The 18,926-nt window shown below is 67.8% G+C and carries 16 protein-coding genes; 11 read left to right on the top strand and 5 right to left on the bottom strand.

The genetic code is table 11. The features are described from left to right. Nucleotides 1-298 precede the first annotated feature (298 nt). From IQ251_RS00005 to IQ251_RS00015, 3 genes are all read right to left on the bottom strand, one after another. A complete protein-coding gene (locus IQ251_RS00005) occupies nt 299-1,519 on the bottom strand; it encodes an oxygenase MpaB family protein (RefSeq protein WP_193926285.1) in 1,221 nt (406 codons plus the stop codon). A gap of 355 nt (nt 1,520-1,874) precedes the next feature. Beyond that, nucleotides 1,875-4,040 carry a 3-hydroxyacyl-CoA dehydrogenase NAD-binding domain-containing protein gene (locus IQ251_RS00010; RefSeq protein ID WP_193926286.1) on the bottom strand — a complete coding sequence of 722 codons (2,166 nt, stop codon included), beginning with the start codon at nt 4,038-4,040 and terminating at the stop codon, nt 1,875-1,877. A 108-nt stretch (nt 4,041-4,148) separates the two neighbouring features. Next, nucleotides 4,149-5,363 (bottom strand): acetyl-CoA C-acetyltransferase, encoded by a 1,215-nt coding sequence (locus IQ251_RS00015; protein ID WP_193926410.1) that lies wholly within the window; start codon nt 5,361-5,363, stop codon nt 4,149-4,151. Between the two features lie 264 nt (nt 5,364-5,627). Here IQ251_RS00015 and IQ251_RS00020 point away from each other — a divergent pair, with 264 nt between their 5' ends. Both IQ251_RS00020 and IQ251_RS00025 read left to right on the top strand, forming a co-directional pair. Next, nucleotides 5,628-7,451: an AMP-dependent synthetase/ligase gene (locus IQ251_RS00020; RefSeq protein ID WP_193926287.1), complete on the top strand. Its 1,824-nt coding sequence runs from the start codon at nt 5,628-5,630 to the stop codon at nt 7,449-7,451. A 168-nt stretch (nt 7,452-7,619) separates the two neighbouring features. After that, on the top strand, nt 7,620-8,219 hold the full coding sequence (locus tag IQ251_RS00025; RefSeq protein ID WP_228045846.1) for a TetR/AcrR family transcriptional regulator: 600 nt from the start codon (nt 7,620-7,622) through the stop codon (nt 8,217-8,219). Nucleotides 8,220-8,340: 121 nt separating this feature from the next. Here the strand turns inward: IQ251_RS00025 and IQ251_RS00030 are convergent, their stop codons facing one another. Next, the gene (locus IQ251_RS00030; RefSeq protein ID WP_193926288.1) at nt 8,341-9,315 is read right to left on the bottom strand and encodes an NAD(P)H-dependent flavin oxidoreductase; all 975 of its coding nucleotides are present in this window, start codon (nt 9,313-9,315) and stop codon (nt 8,341-8,343) included. A gap of 11 nt (nt 9,316-9,326) precedes the next feature. After that, entirely contained in the window at nt 9,327-10,469 is a 1,143-nt protein-coding gene (locus tag IQ251_RS00035; RefSeq protein ID WP_193926289.1) for an acyl-CoA dehydrogenase family protein, read from the bottom strand. Between the two features lie 379 nt (nt 10,470-10,848). Between IQ251_RS00035 and IQ251_RS00040 the strand changes: the two genes are divergently transcribed. The 9 genes from IQ251_RS00040 (at nt 10,849) to IQ251_RS00080 (ending at nt 18,915) form a co-directional block, all read left to right on the top strand. Further along, on the top strand, nt 10,849-12,048 hold the full coding sequence (locus IQ251_RS00040) for an amidohydrolase family protein (RefSeq protein WP_193926290.1): 1,200 nt from the start codon (nt 10,849-10,851) through the stop codon (nt 12,046-12,048). 104 nt (nt 12,049-12,152) lie between these two features. Beyond that, nucleotides 12,153-12,584, top strand: a complete 432-nt coding sequence (locus IQ251_RS00045) for a nitroreductase family deazaflavin-dependent oxidoreductase (RefSeq protein ID WP_193926291.1) — start codon at nt 12,153-12,155, stop codon at nt 12,582-12,584. Between the two features lie 430 nt (nt 12,585-13,014). Next, complete coding sequence (locus IQ251_RS00050; RefSeq protein ID WP_193926292.1) at nt 13,015-13,215, top strand: hypothetical protein; 201 nt, start codon at nt 13,015-13,017, stop codon at nt 13,213-13,215. A gap of 230 nt (nt 13,216-13,445) precedes the next feature. Then, nucleotides 13,446-13,913: a hypothetical protein gene (locus IQ251_RS00055; RefSeq protein WP_193926293.1), complete on the top strand. Its 468-nt coding sequence runs from the start codon at nt 13,446-13,448 to the stop codon at nt 13,911-13,913. A 243-nt stretch (nt 13,914-14,156) separates the two neighbouring features. After that, nucleotides 14,157-15,137, top strand: a complete 981-nt coding sequence (gene sbnA / locus IQ251_RS00060; RefSeq protein ID WP_193926294.1) for a 2,3-diaminopropionate biosynthesis protein SbnA — start codon at nt 14,157-14,159, stop codon at nt 15,135-15,137. Next, the gene (locus IQ251_RS00065; protein WP_193926295.1) at nt 15,134-16,501 is read left to right on the top strand and encodes an MFS transporter; all 1,368 of its coding nucleotides are present in this window, start codon (nt 15,134-15,136) and stop codon (nt 16,499-16,501) included. The genes sbnA and IQ251_RS00065 overlap by 4 nt, the downstream gene beginning before the upstream one ends. A gap of 124 nt (nt 16,502-16,625) precedes the next feature. Continuing rightward, nucleotides 16,626-17,936 (top strand): aminotransferase class V-fold PLP-dependent enzyme, encoded by a 1,311-nt coding sequence (locus tag IQ251_RS00070; protein WP_193926296.1) that lies wholly within the window; start codon nt 16,626-16,628, stop codon nt 17,934-17,936. Between the two features lie 401 nt (nt 17,937-18,337). Continuing rightward, the gene (locus IQ251_RS00075) at nt 18,338-18,550 is read left to right on the top strand and encodes a ribbon-helix-helix protein, CopG family (RefSeq protein WP_193926297.1); all 213 of its coding nucleotides are present in this window, start codon (nt 18,338-18,340) and stop codon (nt 18,548-18,550) included. Beyond that, nucleotides 18,538-18,915: a type II toxin-antitoxin system death-on-curing family toxin gene (locus IQ251_RS00080; protein WP_193926298.1), complete on the top strand. Its 378-nt coding sequence runs from the start codon at nt 18,538-18,540 to the stop codon at nt 18,913-18,915. The genes IQ251_RS00075 and IQ251_RS00080 overlap by 13 nt, the downstream gene beginning before the upstream one ends. Nucleotides 18,916-18,926: the final 11 nt, after the last annotated feature.

Raw genomic sequence — 18,926 nt, forward strand, 5'->3', positions numbered from 1 at the left:
ACGAGCTGCCAACCGCTTGGGATCATCCGTGCACACTCCGTTCATATCGTGGTGCCGCGACATTCGACCGCCTCGGCACGCCGGCGAGTTGCCCGGGACGTCGCGGGTCTCGACAGCTCGCGCTGCCGCGCGAAGTGCTGCGCCTCCAGGCCATCTCCGACCGGTTTCGCGGCACCCGCCCCAATGCGACGTTCGCTCCGGCTCTCCGGGCGTTTCGCCGGTCCGCCCGCCGACGGCGAGGACGGCGACCGAACCGGCGTGCTTCGGAAACGACTCCAGCCGCCGAGATCGTTGCCGCTCACTGCGGACGGTTCGTGGTGGGGATCTCGATGCTGATGGGGTAATCGCCTTCGGACAGGAACAGCAGGACGGCTTGGCGCAGGACTTCGTCGAACATCCAGTACGCCTTGTCCGTGCCCGGGAACGTGTCGAGCACTCCTTCGCGGAAGGCGACGAACGGACCCCAGAACGTGTTCAACAACGGGTCCCAGACCGGCTCCTCGGGAATCATCAGCCACTCGGCGATCTCATCGCCGAGCATGAACCGCGTCAGCGCGCCGATGACCGGCCTGCTGAGGATCGTTCCGTCGATCTCCTTACCGAAGTCCATCAGGATGTCGGCGAGGTTCACGCCTTCCGGAGTGGGAGCCAAGATCGGTGTGAGGACCTGATCCGCCTGCGCGTTGGCCTCGTCCCACGACGCGGGGATGTACTCGTCCTGGATGCCGAGCATGTGCGCGCACATCTGCCAGGAATGCAGGTACGCCTCGGACTCCTCGCGCGGGATGGGCACTTCCCACTCGACCATCTTCCGGTTGACCGTTGTCGCCAAGCTGTGCCAGGTGACCATCAGGTCGGCTTGGCTGATCGGGATGTCCTCCGGCGCTGCCGAATCCCAGTGCGGGGACTGCGGCAACAGGTGGCGCACACCGGCATGCGTGAGCCGGGTCTTCACGCAGGTGACGATCATTTCCCCGTCATCGGCGTAGGCATTGGCAGTACCGATGTCGTAGCCGAGCTTGGCGGTCTTGGTGATGCGGTCCTTCATGTTGGCCCCGCCGTAGGAGTGGTAGACCGCGCGCGCCTCCTTCGGAATGACCGTGCTCATCATTCCGCTGGCCATCCCGTACAACACACCGAGGTACAGCCCGCGCTTCTCGTTGAACTCGTAGGCGAGGTCGAGCTTCTCGCGGTCGGCCCACTCGGGCAGCTGTCGGGCGTCCTCGATGAAGGTGCGCAGTTCCGAGGGAAGCCCCTTCGGCAACTCCTGACCGTTCTTGGTCCATTCGCGCAACAGCTCGTTCACCCTGGGAACATCGCCGCGCTCGGACAACGAGGCCACGAGGGGGTCGGCCACCTCGTCCCAGACCCATCTGGGATCGAGGCCCGCCCCGGTACCGACGACCGAACCGCTCGGGGGCCAGGTCCAGGCCGCCGGGGGCGCAGCCATGCTCAACGCGCCCAGTGCCCCGAGCGCCCCTCCAGAAGCCAACAGCCGACGTCTGCTGAATCCGCTCATGTCTGAACTCCTCCTTGAGCTCGCGAAAGCGCGAGGTGATACGGTGTAACATATTGCGTATCACTGCACCTACAGGAGAGCACACGTCACGTATTCCTCGCCAGCCCGAAAAGGGAACTCGTACCAACTTGCCACCAAATGCCGCAACGCCCGCGGAACACCCGCACCACGCCGAACGCGGCGCTCAGCAGTGCGGGCGATTCGGCATGGCGGTGACCAGCGGAGTGCGGCTCGAATGCCGCCACGACGACCCGTTCGGCACCACCCACCGAAAAACCGGTGGGATGCGACCGAACGGCCGCACGCACCACCGGTCCGACACCCCGGCCACAGTGCGGGTGTCCGGGCGCACGACCTATTCGATGGATTCTCCGTTGCGCGCCCGCAGGCACAACGACGACGGTGGGTCGAACCGCTCGCCGTAACGACCTGCCAGTTCCCGCGCTCGTTCGACGAAACCGGCCACGCCGCCCGGATAACCGTTGATGTACTGGATCACGCCACCGGTCCAGGCGGGGAACCCGATACCGAGGATCGATCCGATGTTCGCATCGGGCACCGAGGAGAGCACCCCCTCGTCAAAGCACCGCACGGTGTCGATGGCTTCGGCGAACAGCATCCGTTCTTTCATGTCCTCGAACGGGATCTCCTTGCCGGCGACCGTGAAATGCTCGGCGATGCCGCCCCAGATACCGATCCGCTCGCCCTCCGCGTACGCGTAGAAACCGGCTCCCGAGGAACGCCCGCAGCGGTCGAACTCGTCGATCATGCGGTCGATCACCGGCTCGGACCCGTGCGGCGTCCACTCGGCCCCGGCGGCGAGCGCGGAGCTCTTCGTTTCCTCCCTGATCTTGCGGGGCAGCGTGAGCGTCAGTTCATCCAGCAGGCGAAGCGGCGGCGTCGGATACCCCGCCTGTGCACCCGCCTGCTCGACCGACACCGGGTCGATCCCTTCACCGACCATGGCGACCGCTTCATCGACGAACTTGCTGATCACCCTGCTGGTGAAAAAACCGCGGCTGTCGTTGACGACGATCGGCGTCTTGTTGATCTGGTGTGCGATGTCGATGGCTTTGGCCAGCGTCTGCCGACTCGTCCGCTCGCCGACGATGATCTCCAGCAGCGGCATCTTGTCGACCGGCGAGAAGAAGTGCAGACCGATGAAGTCCTCCGGGCGCCGCACACCTTCCGCCAACAGGCTGATCGGTAGCGTCGAGGTGTTCGACCCGAGTACGGCACCCGGTTCGACGACCTCCTCCACCTCGTCGAAGGCTTTCCGCTTCACCGCGGGATCTTCGAAGACCGCCTCGATGATCAGGTCGCAGTCCGCCAGCGCATCCGGATCTGCGGTCGGCGTGATCCTGGCGAGGACCTCGTCGGCGCTTTCCCGACTGACCTTGCCGCGCGCCACCGCCTTCTCGTACAGCCCGACGGAATAGCTCTTGCCCTTGTCGGCCGCTTCGACGGAGACGTCCTTGAGCACGACATCCATCCCGCCCCGGGCGCACACGTAGGCGATACCGGCACCCATCATCCCCGCACCGAGCACACCCACCTTCCGCGCGCGGTGCGCGTCGTAGCCCTGGGGCCGGTTGCCGCCGGAGCTGATGTGCTGCATGTCGAAGAAGAACGCCTGCATCATGTTCTTCGCGACCTGACCGGTCATGAGCTCGACCAGGTAGCTCGTCTCGATCTTGAACGAGGTCTCGATGTCGACCTGGGCTCCCTCGACCGCCGCGGCGAGAATGTTGCGCTGGGCGGGCAGGTTGGCGCCTTTGGTCTCCTTGCGCAGGTTCGCCGGCAGCGCGGGCAGCGTCGCCGCGATCCGGGGATGCGCAGGTGTTCCTCCGGGCATGCGGTAGCCATCGGCGTCCCACGGCTGCGTGGACCCCGGGTGGGCGCGGATCCACGTCTTGGCCTGCGCGAGCATGTCCTCCGGCGTGGCCGCCAGGTCGTCGACGAGGCCGTTCTCCAGCGCTTGGCGGGGCGTGTTGCGTTGCCCTCGCAGCAGGACCCGCAGCAATGCGTCCTGCAGGCCGAGGAGCCGCACGGTGCGGGTGACGCCTCCGATTCCGGGCAGCAATCCGAGCGTCGCCTCCGGCAGGCCGATCCTGCTGCCGGGGTGGTCCAGCGCGACCCTGTGGTGGCAGGCCAGCGCGATCTCGAAACCGCCTCCCAGGGTGGTGCCGTTCATCGCGGCGACGACCGGTTTGCCCAAGGTCTCCAGCCTGCGCAGCTGGGACTTCATCGTCGCGCACAGCTCCGCCAGCGCGACGGCGTCCTCCGGCTGGGCCCGAATCATGAAATGCACATCGCCGCCGGCGAAGAAGCTCTTCTTGCCCGATGTGAGGACGACGCCGGTGATCGTCTCCCGTTCTCGTTCCAACCGGTCGACCGTCTCCCCCATCGACGCGGTGTATGCCTGGTTCATGGTGTTGGCCGACTGGTCCGGGTCAGCCATGGTGAGCACGACGATGCCTTCGTCGTCGCGATCCCACCGGATCATGGTGTTCTGGGGCATCGTTACCTCATCCCTCTCACGAAAACTGGGGCTCCACCGCGCGACGAGTTCACCGATCTGCGGGGGACGGCCCGGGGCGGTTCGCGGAAGCGGAGAGCGGCCACCCGCTCAAACCCGCTCGATGACCGTTGCGATACCCATGCCGCCGCCGACGCAGAGGCTCACCACCGCACGACGGGCATCGCGGCGTTCCAATTCGTCGACCACGGTGCCGACCAGCATCGCACCGGTCGCGCCCAGCGGATGGCCCATGGCGATGGCACCACCGTTGACATTGACCTTCTCCCAGGGGAGTGCGAGGTCTCGGACGTACTTCAAGACCACGGAGGCGAACGCTTCGTTGATCTCGAACAGGTCGATGTCCTCGACGGAAAGCCCCGCGAAGTCCAGGGCCTTCCGCGTCGCCGGGGCTGGTCCGGTCAGCATGATCGTCGGATCGGCACCGCTGACGGCCGTCGCCAAGATCCGGGCGCGGGGAGCCAGGCCGAGCTCCGCACCCATCTGCTCACCGCCGACCAGCACCAGTGATGCCCCGTCGACGATCCCGGACGAATTGCCCGGGGTGTGCACGTGCTCGATCCGCTCCACCCGGTGGTACTTCTGCAGCGCCACAGCGTCGAATCCGCCCGCTTCACCGATCTCGGCGAACGACGGCGGCAACTCGCCCAGCCCGTCCACCGTCGAGTCGGGGCGCAGGTGCTCGTCCTGCGACAGGACCAGGATGCCGTTGCGGTCGCGAACCGGCACGACCGACTTGGCGAAGTGGCCCGACGACCACGCCCGGGCCGCGAGCTCTTGCGACCGCACGGCGTAGCTGTCCACGTCGTGCCGGGAGAACTGCTCGATGGTCGCGATCAGGTCCGCGCCGATGCCCTGCGGGACGAACGAGGTGTTGAAGTTCGTCTCCGGGTCAGACCCCATGGGACCCCCATCGCTGCCCATGGGAACTCGCGACATCGACTCCACACCGCCCGCGACGACCAGCCGGTCCCATCCTGAGCGGACCTTCTGCGCCGCGGTGTTCACCGCTTCCAGGCCGGACGCGCAGAACCGGTTGAGCTGCACCCCGGCCACGTGGTCGGGGAGTTCGGCGGCCAGCGCCGCGGTCTTGGCGATGTCCATGCCCTGGTCGCCGACCGGCGATACGACCCCGAGCACCACGTCGTCGATCCGTTCGACGTCGAGTGCGGGATGCCGGGCGCGTAACTCCCCGAGGAGCCCGACGACCAGGGATACCGGTTTGATCTGGTGCAGCGATCCGGTCTTCTTCCCCTTCCCGCGCGGGGTGCGGATCGCGTCGTAGATGAATGCCTCTGCTGTCACGCTCAACCTGCCTTCCTTCCTGCGGAACGTCCGCTCGCGGCGCGTGCCGCGACCGTCGGCGCTCCGAACTCGCCGGGACTTTACTGACGTCGCGTTAATAGCGCTAGGTGCGAGCGTACGTCCGACCCGCAGCGCCACCCGGAGGAATCGGATGCGCGCGATGAGGGGCGAGCCCGAACCGACTGTTGACGTATGGACAACAGTGGGTCAGCGTATAGCCAGCTCAGGGATGACTCGTCATTCGCGATGGAGGGAACGAGGGTCGTGACCACTGCTGATCAGGTATACGAGGCTGTCGAGGGCAAGACGATCACCGGTCTGCTGGCCCGCAACGCGCGAGAATTCCCGGACGAGTCGGCGCTCACCAGCGGGATCGGCCCGGAAGCGGTCACGCTGAGCTGGTCACAACTGCGCACCGAGGTCACCGCGCTCACCCACGGGCTCTCCGCATTGGGACTCGACGTCGGCGACCGGATGCTCATCTCGATGTCGAAGCGGCCGGAGCACTGGATCATCGACCTGGCGGCCATCCACCTCGGCGCTATCCCCTGCACGACCTACGACACCCTGTCGACGGAGGAGATCCGCTACGTCGCGCAGCACAGCGCAGCGCCGGTCGTCGTTCTCGAAGACGCCGACCAGCTGTCCCGGTGGCGTCCCGTCCTCGACGACCTCCCCGAGCTCCGCGCGGTCGTCGTGCTCGACCCGGCAGCGATGCCGTCCAGCGATCCGCGCTTCGTCAGCTACACCGACCTGCGCGGTACCGGACCGCACGCGCAGTACGCGGGCACCTTCGAGCGGCTCGCGGCTGCCACCACACCGGACCAGCCGTTGACCGTGGTGTACACCTCCGGGACCACCGGCGATCCGAAAGGCGTCGTGCTGTCCCATCGCAACGTGATCCACGAATCGTTGATGCAGGACCACCTCGTTCCGGTCCCCGACCACCCACGTTCGGTCTCCTACCTCCCGCTGGCGCACATCGCCGAGCGGGTGCTCGGCATCTACATGCCGATCTGCAACGCCGGGCACGTCACCATCTGCCCCGACCAGGCACAGCTCCTGCCCACGCTGGCCTCCGTGCGGCCGCACGGATTCTTCGGCGTACCCCGCGTCTGGGAGAAGATGGCCGCAGGCCTGCAGGCCAGACTGGCGACGGCATCCGCAGGCGAAGCCGCTGCCGTCGAGCAGGCCCGTGACGTCGCGCTGCAGGTATACCGGCTCCGCGCGCAGCGTTGCGAGCTCCCCCCTGAACTCGCCGAAAAGCACCGGGAGCTGGACGAGCAGGTCCTCCGCCCGATCCGCGCCTCGATCGGTCTCGACGCGTCGGCCCGCAATTTCAGCGGTGCCGCGCCGATACCGGTGTCGGTGCTCGAATTCCTCGCGAGCCTCGGCCTGCCGGTCTATGAGGTGTGGGGCCTGACCGAGACGACCGGGTGCGCCACGGTGAGCACTCCGGACGTGTTCGCGATCGGCAGCGTCGGGCCGCCCGCGCCCGGTGTGCAGGTCGCTTTCGCCGACGACGGCGAAGTCTTCGTGCGCGGAGAAGTCGTGTTCCTCGGTTACCTCCAAGCTGACGGCGGCATCGCTCCTGCCACCGACGGCCAGGGCTGGTTCGCCACCGGCGATATCGGTGTCGCCGATGAGCGGGGGGTCATCTCCATCACCGACCGCAAGAAGGAAATCCTCATCACCGCGGGCGGCAAGAACATCGCACCGACCCACATCGAGTCCCTGCTGCGCGCACATCCGTTGCTCGGGCAGGCGGTGGCGATCGGCGACCAGCGCAAGTACGTCACCGCGCTACTGGTCCTGGACGAGGAGGCAGCCCCGGAATGGGCACGCAGGCGAGGCATCGAGACCACGAGCCTCGCCGAGCTCGCGCGACACCCCGACGTCGTGGATGAGCTCGATCGCGCCGTCGCCGCGGCGAACGAGTCGTTGTCCCGCGTCGCGCAGGTCAAGAACCACACGGTGCTGGGTGTCGCGTGGACGGCGGATTCGGGCGAACTCACCCCCAAGTTGAGCTTGCGCCGAAAGGTCATCGCCGAGCGCTACGCCAGCGAGATCGAAGCCATGTACGCGTGACACTGCCCGTGACCACGCCGCTTTCGAAGTACCGCATCCGTTCGGCGAACCATCGCAGGACAGCGTGGCCGAGGCCGGCAGGTACTCCGCGCTCACGTTGTTGACACAATGGCAATAAGACGGAACAGTGAGCCCATGAGCATGTCTCAGCCGGGTCGCCGGCACCGGATGAATCCGGACCAGCGGAGATCCCAGATCCTGCAGTCCGCGCGCAAGCTCTTCGGCTCGCGCAGCTACTCGTCGGTGCACCTGGCAGACATCGCAGCGGAGACCGGCGTCACCCGGGCGTTGATCAACCACTACTTTGGGAGCAAACGGGAACTCTACCTCGAAGTGGTGCGCCAGATGATGGTCGTACCCGCCTCGGTTTCCGAAAACCTTCCGCAGACCACCGTCGACGAACGCATCGCGATCTACGTCGACCGATGGCTGGATGTCGTTGATCGCAACCGCGAGATGTGGCTGGCCGCGATCGGATCGGATCCGGTCGGCAAGGATCCCGACATCGAACAGATCATGCTCGAATCCGATGAGATCGCGGCGGACCGGCTGCTGGAGGCAGCGGGCCTGCTCGACACCACGGGAGGGCGTGAGAAGCTGCGCGCCGCGATCCGCGCGTACGGCAGCATGCTCAAGGCAGCATCCCGCGAGTGGCTCGTGCGCGACACCCTCACCAGGGTCGATCTGCACCTCCTGCTCACCCAAGCTGTGCTGCACCTGCTGCACACCGTCTACCCGGCCCTCAGCGAGCACGAAGAGCCGGCATGACCTCGCGATGAGGAACTCCACTCGCCGCGATGTTCGCGCCGGTGAAGGGAGTTCCACAAACGACAGGGAAGGGCAGCGTCGGCAGGTTCCTCCGCGACCCGCCGCGCTGCCGCGGAATTCGCTACTGCGCTCCCCGTCCGGGTAACCGGTTCGCGATCAGGTCGTCGGCCTCGACGACCATGCGCTCGATCACCTCGGCCACCGTCGGTATGTCGTCAATGAGGCCCTGGACCATCCCGGAACTCCAGATTCCGAGCTCCGGGTCGCCTTGTTCGAACACCTTCCGGCCGCGTGAGCCCGCGACCAGATCGCGCACATCGTCGAACACGCCACCCCCGTCGAGGATCTCCACGACCTCTCGACTCACCGAATTGCTCGCCACGCGCGCTGTGTTGCGCAGCGGGCGGAAGATCAGTTCGGTGTCGCGCTCCGTTGCGGCGACGATCTGTTCCTTGACCCGGGAGTGCACGGGTGCCTCCTGGGTGCACAGGAAACGCGTGCCCATGTTCACCCCGTCGGCGCCGAGAGCCAATGCCGCCACGAGTCCTCGCGCGTCGGCGATACCGCCCGACGCCAGCATCGGGATCGTGATCCGCCTGGCCGCTGCCGGGATCAGGACCAGCCCTGGAATGTCGTCCTCACCGGGATGGCCGGCACACTCGAAACCATCCACGCTCACGGCATCGACACCGATCTCCTCCGCCTTGATCGCGTGCCGGACACTCGTGCACTTGTGCAGCACCTTGACGCCGGCCTCGCGGAACTCCGGTAGGTGTTCCTCCGGGTTGAATCCCGCGGTCTCCACCACGGGGATCCCGGATTCCACGATCACCCTCCGGTACTCGTCGTACGGAGGCGGGTTGATCGACGGGAGGATCGTCAAGTTGACGCCGAACGGGCGATCCGTGAGCTCACGGCACCGTTCGATCTCCTTGGCCAGGTCTTCCGGCGTGGGCTGCGTGAGCGCCGTGAGGAACCCGAGGGCACCCGCATCGGCCACTGCCGCTACGAGTTCGGCTCGGCCCACCCACTGCATTCCTCCCTGCGCAATGGGGTGCTCCACCCCGAACAGGTCGCAAAAGCGCGTCGTCACCATGGAATGTTCGCTCACAGACCGTAGGTCTTGCCGATGATGTCCCGTTGGATCTCGCTCGTCCCGCCGTACACGGTGGACACCACCGTCGATCGGAGGAGGGCTTCCATGCCGTACTCGGTCGCGTAGCCGTAACCACCGAGCATCTGCATCCCTTCCAGGGTCACGTGCTTGGCCAGCTCCGTGCACTTGAGCTTGGCCATGGAGGCTTCCCGCGCGAAGATCGCATCCGGCTTGGCGTCGATGGCCGCGGCCACGTCATCCAGCAGGAGTCGCGCGCACTCCAGCTCGGTGGCCATATCCGCGATGCGGTGCTTGATCGCCTGGAACGAGCCGATCGGTTGACCGAACTGTTCGCGCTGCTGGACGTAACCGACCGTGTCGTCGAACGCGCGGCGCGCGGTGCCGAGCATGAGCGCGGCGAGGATCATCCGTTCCAGGTTCAGCCCGGACATCAGCTGTTTCCACCCCTCGCCCTCCGTGCCCACCACGGCGGATTCCGGGACGAAGCAGTCCGTGAAGTAGAGGTCGTTCACCTCGCGTCCACCCATGGTGTCGATGCCCCGGATTTCGAGGCCGTCCGTGGTCGTGGGAACCATGAACTGCGTGAGGCCGTGGTGCTTCGAACCTCCGCTGGAGGTGCGGGCGACGAGCAGGATGTGGTCGGCGATGTGCGCGTTGGAGCACCACGTCTTCTGCCCGTTGATGACGTAACCGCCGTCCCGGCGCTCCGCACGGCAGGTGAGTCCGCCGACGTCCGACCCGGCCTCGGGTTCCGACATCGAGATGGCCTCGACCCTGCCCGCCACGACACCTTCGAGCACGGTCCGCTTCTGTTCCTCGGTCGCGAACTTCTCGTACGCAGCCGCGCTGATGATCGTCGTGGCGAAACCGCCGATGGGAGCCTGCCAGTAGGCGGTTTCTTCGAGGAACAGGCACAAATCCGTCATGCCGAGACCGGCGCCGCCGTACTCCTCGCCGATGGCGATGCCGAGCCAACCCAGATCCGCCATCTTCGCGTAGATCTCCTGGCTGTGCGGGTGCTGGCCCGAGCTCGTCAGCTTGTCGCGGACTTCCTTGCTGCCGCACTCCCGGCGGCAGAAGTCTTCGATCGCGGCGACGAGATCGCGTCGTTCGTCGGTGAGCACTCGTGGCATGGGGCGGATCCTCCGGGTCGGCGGCTGCCCGATCAGAGTGACCGTGCTGTTGTCGCTATGTCAATAACTTGCCCGCGACGGGCAGCGCCCCATCGCACGAGCGCGCCCCGGGTGGAGCCCTGGAGGCGTGCAATGCTCTCTGAGGTGCGCTGCTGCCCGCACCGAGGGACGCAGGTGACGCGTCACATCGTCACCGGCCTGCCGTGGGGTGCGCCGTTGTGCGGCCAGCTCCGGCCCCACCGCCCAGCAAACTCGGGCAACCGCATGACCAGCGCGCGTGCGCGATGGGACAGTTCCCGTCGACGATCTCCACCGAAGTGCTGCTGCCCTGGCCACTCCCCCGCCAGGTGGGGCAGCGCGCGTGCGCAGGAAGGACCGCATGCCGCAGCAACTGCTCGTCACCGCCGGCGAGGTCTACCCCGGTCGAGGAACGACGCCGATCACCGACGGCGCTGTCCTCGTCGACGGGCCCCTCATCAGCGCCGTCGGCGCCCGTCCGGACATCGAAGCCCGCGCCACCGCGAACGTGGCCCGCTTCGACTTCCCGGGAGGAACCATCCTGCCCGGCCTGATCGATGGCCACGTCCACCTGGCGTTCGATCCGACCCAAGATCCGCCCGAGGCCCTCCGGCACCTCGATGACGAGACGCTGCTGCGCGAGATGGCCGACCGTGCCGGCGCGGCGCTGCGGGCGGGGATCACCACGATGCGCGACCTCGGCGACCGCGGCGGTCTGGCGGTCCGGCTGCGCGACGAGATCGCCCGCGGCGATCGGTCCGGCCCGCGCGTGCTCGCCGCCGGCACTCCGCTCACGCCGCCGGGCGGGCACTGCTGGTTCCTCGGCGGCGAGGTCGCCGGGTCCGAGGAGATCCGCCGCCGGATCACCTCGCTGACCGAACTGGGTGTCGACGTCATCAAGGTCATGGTGTCCGGAGGACACATCACTCCCGATTCGCGGAAGCCGTGGGAAATGCAGTTCACCGCGGAGGAACTGCGCCGCATCGTGGACATCAGCTCCGAGCTGCAGCTGCCGGTAGCGGCCCACGCGCACGGCACCACAGCGATCGCGGCCTGCGCCGAGGCGGGAGTGAGCACGGTCGAGCACTGCACCTGGATGCGGATCGGTGACAACCCGGAGATCGAGGAACGCCTCGACGTTGCCGAGCGCATGGCCGAGCGCGGCATCTGCGCATGCCCGGCCTGGCCATCGGATTGGCGGTCCCTCCTCGACGCGCTCGGGGCCGACGTGGGCAAGCGGGCCATCGAGAAGATGGTGCGGATGCGCGATATCGGGGTGCCGCTGATCGCCGGCACCGATGCCGGTGTCGTCCGGTCCGAGCACGGCGGGCTGCCCGCCGGGTTGGAGCTCTACCGACACCTGGGCATGGCGCCGCACGAGATCCTGGACATGGCCACGACCGACAGCGCCACCGCGCTCGGGATCGGTGACCGGGCAGGCCGGCTCGCAGCGGGCTACGACGCGGACATCCTCGTCTGCGACGGCGCGCCGCTCACCGACATCACCGCCCTCCAGGCCCAGCGCCTCGTCCTGGCACGTGGCACCACCACCCGCCCCTGACGCGGACGGCGGGCACTCGGGGCCGGGTGCGCCGCAGTTCGCTTCCGCGGGGCGGACACCCGCCGAGCGGGAATGCACAGCGCGGGAGGAATGTTGGTCGGGACATGGCTGACGAGAGCGTGGAGTTCAATCCCACTGGTTGGGTGCGTGACCAGACGAAGAAGATCCTGGAGACCGGGACTACCGACAGCGTCGACATCTTCGGGTCGCCGGTCGTACTGCTGACGCTGCGCGGCGCGAAGACCGGGAAGTTGCGCTACACACCCGTGATGCGGGTCGAGCACGACGGCCGGTACGCGGTCATCGCGTCCCTGGGCGGCGCCCCGCAGCACCCGAACTGGTACCACAACATCAAGGCGTACCCCGAGTTTCGGCTGCAAGACGGGACCGAGACCAAGGATTACGTCGCCCGCGAGGTCGAGGGCGCCGAACGGGCGGAGTGGTGGGAACGGGCAGTCGCCGCCTACCCGTCCTATGCGGACTACCAGGCGAAAACCGACCGGCACATCCCGGTGTTCGTGCTCGATCCGAAATGAGGTCGGTGCCGGCGGTTCCCGCACCGCCGGCACCCATCCGACCGCGACCGCATCTTGCGCCGGAATCCGCCGCAGTTCAGCAGCCGTTCGTGAATTCTCTTCGCTCCGGGCACACCCCCGCGGCCAACTCCGCGGTGGGCATGAGCGAGCAGGGGTTCAGGATCACGGGGCCGACGTCGCGGGCGGTGCCCAGTCAGGCCCCGGTGATATCTCCGCTTCGAACTGCTCGGCCGAGGACTTCGAGAGCACCCTGCAAGCCCGGCCGGGCGGCGGCACATTCGTGCTGGAGGTGGCCAACACCTCGGACCAGGAGTGCGACCTCGGGGATGGGTGAACCTCACCCGACCGACATGGCCGGCCAGCCGATCGAGACGGCGGCCAGGCCGGGCCAGGACCTGGCGTCGCTCCCGGCGCCTCGCCCTTCGCCAGCGTGAAGTACGAGACCAGCTCACCGGCCGACCCGGACGCGCAGGTCGCCTCCGGCTCCGTAGCGACCCCCTCGGACATGCATGGCGAGGTCAACGCCCAGGTCCAGGACACCAACGGCGGCGACATCCCGATGGAGGTCGCGATCAGTTCCCTTCAGGTCGGCGCCCTGCAGGAAACACCGCGGGGCGTCGTCGCCTTCTGATCAATCCCGCCAGCACGCGAGTCCGCGCCGCCCGTCGGCGCGGACCGTCGCATCGGCGCGGTGTCCGATGCTTTCGCGGCGTGCAGCCGTCGACGTGTCAGGACCGTCCGGAGCGTTCACCCGCACGGGCCTGGCGAACGGAAGAAAGGAGCGGCAACGCGAAGTACTCGGCCGGGTCATGAGTTTCACCCCCACCTGAACATCGCGATGAGATTGGTTAGAGTGGCCGCATGCTGAAGGCATTCGTGCGGACACGCGGAGGCGCTAGGGCCTTCGTGATGTTCGCGCTTTCAGCACTTCTGGCCTGTTTCGCGCTGCCACATCATTCACACGTGGCCACGGCCGCTCCGAGCGGCGGTGAAGCAGCGCCGGCTGCGGCCAGCTCCGAGCACAGCACTGCAACACCGAGCGCTCCGGAAGCCGATCCGGACACCTCTTTCCTGGGGGGCGACTGCGAGCAGGACTCGCACCCGGAACCCGCATGCCACAACGCAGAAGCGCAGGTCATGGACCTGTCCAAGCGTTGGTCCGCATCCGATCCCGACGACTGGCCAGCGCTGCTCGGCGTTGTGGTGGTCGTCCTCGCCGGTGGCGCGCTACTCCTCGGACGCACTCGTGCGCAGCGGTGTTGGACACGTCCTCCGCTTCGCGTCGCGGGCTTTTCCCTCCTCATCAAGCTCGGTGTGTCACGAACCTGATTCACGTGCGCGGGCAGTGCTCTGCTGAAATCCAGCTGAATTCCAGCTGAATCATTCCTGAGAGCAACCCCTTCCTTTTCTCAGCTCCTTTTCGGCTATCGATAGCGCACCGCCATCGGACATGTGCGCTCCCCGCCGAAATGGTTCTCGTTTTCGAGCCGCTGGCGCTGACCGGCGGTATCCGTTCCCTGAGCACGGCTGCGTCCTTCGCATGTCCTGGTGACGCGGCCGGGAAGGTTTCTCGTGACACACGAATCTGTGCTGGACTGCGTCGGCGCAACCCCACTCGTCCGGTTGCGCCGGTGCTTCCCCCACTCCGAGTGGGAGGTCCTGGCCAAGTTGGAGATGCTCAACCCGTGCGGGAGCATGAAGGACCGCCCCGCCCGCCACATCGTCGAGCAGGGCTTGCACGACGGGACGTTGGCGCCCGGGATGCGGATCGTGGAAAGCACCTCCGGCAACCTCGGCGTGGCGTTGGCCGTGGCGGCACGGACCCGCGGGCTGTCGTTCACCGCTGTCGTGGACCCGAACACCTCACCGGCGAACCTGCGGCTGCTCGACCTGTTCGGAGCGGACGTCGACATGGTCACCGACCAGGACGAAGCCGGTGGCTACCTGCAGGCCCGCGTCCGTCGCGCGCAAGCCCACGCCGCGGGTGATCCCAACGTGGTGTGGGTCAACCAGTACGCGAATGAGCGCAACTGGCGCGCCTACTACGACACGCTGGGTGCCGAGATCCTGCAGCAGGTCGACGGGCCCATCGACTACCTGGTCGCTCCGGTCTCCACCACCGGGTCGCTGCAGGGGACGGCCCGCCGGCTGCGTGAGGTGTACCCGGGGTTGACCGTGGTGGCCGTCGACGCGGTCGGGTCGGTGATCTTCGGGGCGCCGCCGGCTGAGCGGCGCATTCCCGGCTTCGGCGCCAGCCGTGTGCCGGAGATCTTCGACCAGGACGACGTCGACGAGGTCATCCACGTCGCCGACCCCGATTCCACGGCCGGCTGCCGGCGGCTGGTCGAGACGGAGGGGCTGCTGGCCGGCGGTTCGTCCGGTGCCGTGATCACCGCGTTGCACCAGCTGCTCGGCCGGCTTCGCGGCCCGGCACGCGTGGTGACGTGGTTTCCCGATCGCGGCGAGCGGTACCTGGACACGATCTACGACGACGCTTGGGCCGCGGAGCTCAAGCGGGATGTGCCCCGAGCCGACTTGGCCGACATCCCGTGAGCACCGCCGACAGCGGCCAACGACGCAACCTCGTACTGCTGTGGGCCAGCCAGTTCATCAACACCGCCGGGTTGATGATGCTGGTCCCGATCATGCCGTTCTACGTGCGCGGCATGGGACTGACCAGCACGGCCGAGGTCCAGACGTGGGCGGGGGTGGCCATCGCCGCCCCCGCCCTGGCGCTGACCGTGGCGACCCCGCTCTGGGGCCGCCTCGGCGACCGCGTGGGGCGTCACTGGATGGTGGTGCGCGCCCTGCTCGGACTCGCCGCTTCCATGCTGGTCATGGCTGTGGCCGGCAACCCGATCGCACTCGTGCTCGGTCGGCTGCTGCAAGGCGGTCTCGGCGGGGTCGTCGAGGCCGCTCAAGCCTTCGCCGGTGCCGCCGGTTCCGACGGGAAACGCGGGTCTGCGCTGGGAAAATCGTTCAGCGCCACCGCAGCCGGTTCGTTGATCGGCCCGCTGGCCGGTGGGGCGTTGATCGGCGCCGGTCACCTCGGCAGCCTGATGGTCGTGATCGCCGCGGTCGCGGTCGTGCTCGCCGGTGCGTGCGCGCTCGGGCTGCGCGATCCGAGCCCGAGCACCCGCGCATCGGCGCCGGACCGCGCCGGGGCCGTTGCCGAGGGGCGGCCGGGTTTCTGGCAGGTTCCCGGGGCGGTACCGCTGGCCGTGGCCGCGGTGGGCGCCTACCTCGGCGTCTACGGCTTGATCCCCGTGTTCGCCGATCACGTGCAGCAGGGCTTCCCGCCGGACCGGGCCGGGCTCTGGGTCGGGATCTTCCAGTCCCTCACCTGGGGAGCCACCCTGATCGCGTCCTTCTGGTGGGGTCGGCACAACGACCGGTACCAGCGCCCCGCGCGGGCGTTGGCCATCGCCGGCGGGGTCTGCGCGCTCAGCATCGCCGCACAGGCGCTCCCGCTGGGCGTGGTGGGCCTGATCGTGCTGCGGGTCCTGCAGGGGGCCGGTTTCGCGGCCTTGGCCCAGTCGCTGTTCTTCCACTTCAGCCGGCACGCACCGCCGGAAAGGCGGAGCGGGTACGTCGGCGCGGCCAACAGCTTCCTGCTCATCGGTCAGTCCGCCGGTCCCCTGCTGGCCGGCCCCATGGCCCTGGTGCTGCCCACGCAGGGCTCCATCGTGCTCCTGGGAGTCGCGTGCGCGCTCGCGTTCCTGTGCTCCCTGCACGCGGCCCGCGGGGAAACCCGCGCCGTCCGCGCGCCGGAGGTCCCCGGGCACGCCGCCCCGCACTTCAGCGGCGACCTGGACCCACCACGCGAACGAACCATGCCCATCCCCCTGCCCTCGTCCGCCCGCGTCGACCAGCACGGTGGGCGCTGGGCAGGCGAAGTTGGCCGCCGCAGCCCCTGACTCCGAAACCCGTTGCTCGGCAGTGACTTTCCCACCGATGGGCCCGAGCCGGGCACCACCGCAGCAGAAGTCGCGCCCCGAGCTGATCTGACGATGTCCACGACCACCCGAGGAGTGGTGTTCCATGCCCCTGTCCCGCCGCAGTCTCGTCGCCGGCCTCGGCGCCTTGGCTCCCGCCGCCGTCGCGGGAAGCACCTCCGCGTTCTCGTCTGAGGCGACCCCGCGTCCACCGGCCGGTGCTCCCGAAGCGGTAGCCCGCGACGAGTCCTTCTGGCAACGCGTTTCGCGGCAGTACCGGGTCAGCGATGACTTCGTGAACCTGGAGAACGGCTACTACGGGATCATGTCCGATCCGGTTCGCCGCACCTACCACGACAACGTGGACCGGCTGAACGAGCTCAACTCCTACCTGCTCCGCACCACCTACAAGCCGGACGCGGATCGAGTTCGGGCGCGGGTGGCGACCGCGGTGGGCGGCGACGAGGACGAACTCGCGTTGACCCTCGGCGGCACCGAAGCCCTGCAGAACCTCATCAGCGGCTACCGGGAACTGCGGCCCGGTGACGCCGTGATGTACGCCGATCTCGATTACCCGGACATGCAGGACACCATGGATTGGCTCCGGCGTCGCCGCGGTGTCGACGTCGTGACCACGACGCTGCCCGAACCAGCCACGAAGCAGGCCGTGCTCGACACCTACGAGTCGGCGCTCGACCGCCACCCGCGGACGAAACTGCTGCTGCTGAGCCACATCAACAACATCACGGGGTTGGCGACACCGGTTCGCGAGATCGTCGACATGGCGCGCGAGCGCGGTGTCGACGTGATCGTCGACGCCGCTCACTCGTTGGGCCAGCTCGATTTCCGCATCGAGGACCTCGGGGCGGACTTCGTCGGATGCTCGCTGCACAAGTGGATCGGCGCGCCGCTCGGCACGGGATTCCTCTACATTCGCCGGGAACGTCTGGACTCGATCGAGGTCGTGTTCGACGACGAGTCCTACCCTCCGGACGACATCAAGTCCCGCGTGGTGTCCGGAACTCGGGACGTGGCGTCGATGCTGTCGGTCCCGGCCGCGTTCGACTACCACGACGAACTCGGCGGGTCCGCGATCAAGGAGGCCCGGCTGCGGTACTTGCGCAACTGCTGGGTCGATGCGGTCACCGATGTCGGCAACGTCGAGGTCCTGACGCCGCCCGATCCGGCGATGCACGGCGGGATCACGGGTTTCCGCATCACCGGGCACACGACCGAGGAGGCCAACGAGGCGATCGCGAACGACCTGCTCGACCGGCACGGGATCTTCGTGGTGCCCAAGGACGGGCCCGACAGGGGCGCGTGCGTCCGGGTCACCCCGGGGCTGTACACCTTGCGCGAGGACGTGGACCGCTTCGGTCGCGCCCTGCGGGACGTGGCACAGCGATTCCGCACCTGAGGCGCCCGCACCGCCCCGCCGCGGTTCCGCCCAGCACGCGGTTCCGCCGGCGGCGCGGGTGCGAAACCGCGGGTGAGATTTCACCTCGCGTGCCGACGACGCCTCCCGGCTCGGAAGTGCCGAACTCACCGCCGCCACCGCGATCGCACCACCGCTCCAGCGGACGCCGTTGCCGAGATCTGGGCGCACTACCCGGTTCCGGCAAGCCCGCGGTGGTCGTGCACAGCAACACCGGTTCGATCATCGTGCAGGGATCTCCGCGGGGTCTCCTCCGGCGCCGAGCACACCACTGTGGGAGACCGCCGATCCGGCCACGGTGTCCGGTCGACTCACCTGTGTGTTTCGCTCAGCAATACTCCCCAAACACTGATTCTCGGTATCATTCGTGATACTACCTTGGCATGCTTATGACCCTTCGGCTCTCCGATGAGGAGGCCGACGCGCTGCGCCACCGTGCCGACCGCGAGTCCCGCTCGATGCAGGACGTCGCCAGGCAGGCGGTGCGGGAGTACGTCGAGAACCACAGCCGCGCCGAACTGCTCGACCAGGTACTCGACGAGGAGCTGCCTCGCTACGCCGAGGCCCTGGAGCGCCTCGGCCAGTGCTCTACCTGACACTGCCAGAGCTGCTGCACATCGCCGAACGGACCCTGGGCGGCGAGCCATCCGTCCACGAGCACGGGCTGCTCCAGTCAGCGTTGAGGTGGCCGCAACCCACGGCGTTCGAGGCTGCCGCCTACGTGAGCCTGGACAAAAAGGCCGCGACCCTGCTGCATTCGCTGGCCCGTAACCACGCCCTGGTGGACGGCAACAAGCGGCTGTCCTTGGCCGCGACGATCGCGTTCCTTGGTGTCAACGGACGGCGACTGACCCTGTCCAACGACCAGGCGTACGAGCTGATTATGGCGGTAGCTGCAGGCGAGCTGGACGACGTCACCGGCATAGCAGAACGCCTCAAGGACTCCACCGAACCACGTTGATCTCCGCCGCC

Origin of the sequence: Saccharopolyspora montiporae (assembly GCF_015209505.1) — a bacterium.
Taxonomy (GTDB): domain Bacteria; phylum Actinomycetota; class Actinomycetes; order Mycobacteriales; family Pseudonocardiaceae; genus Saccharopolyspora; species Saccharopolyspora montiporae.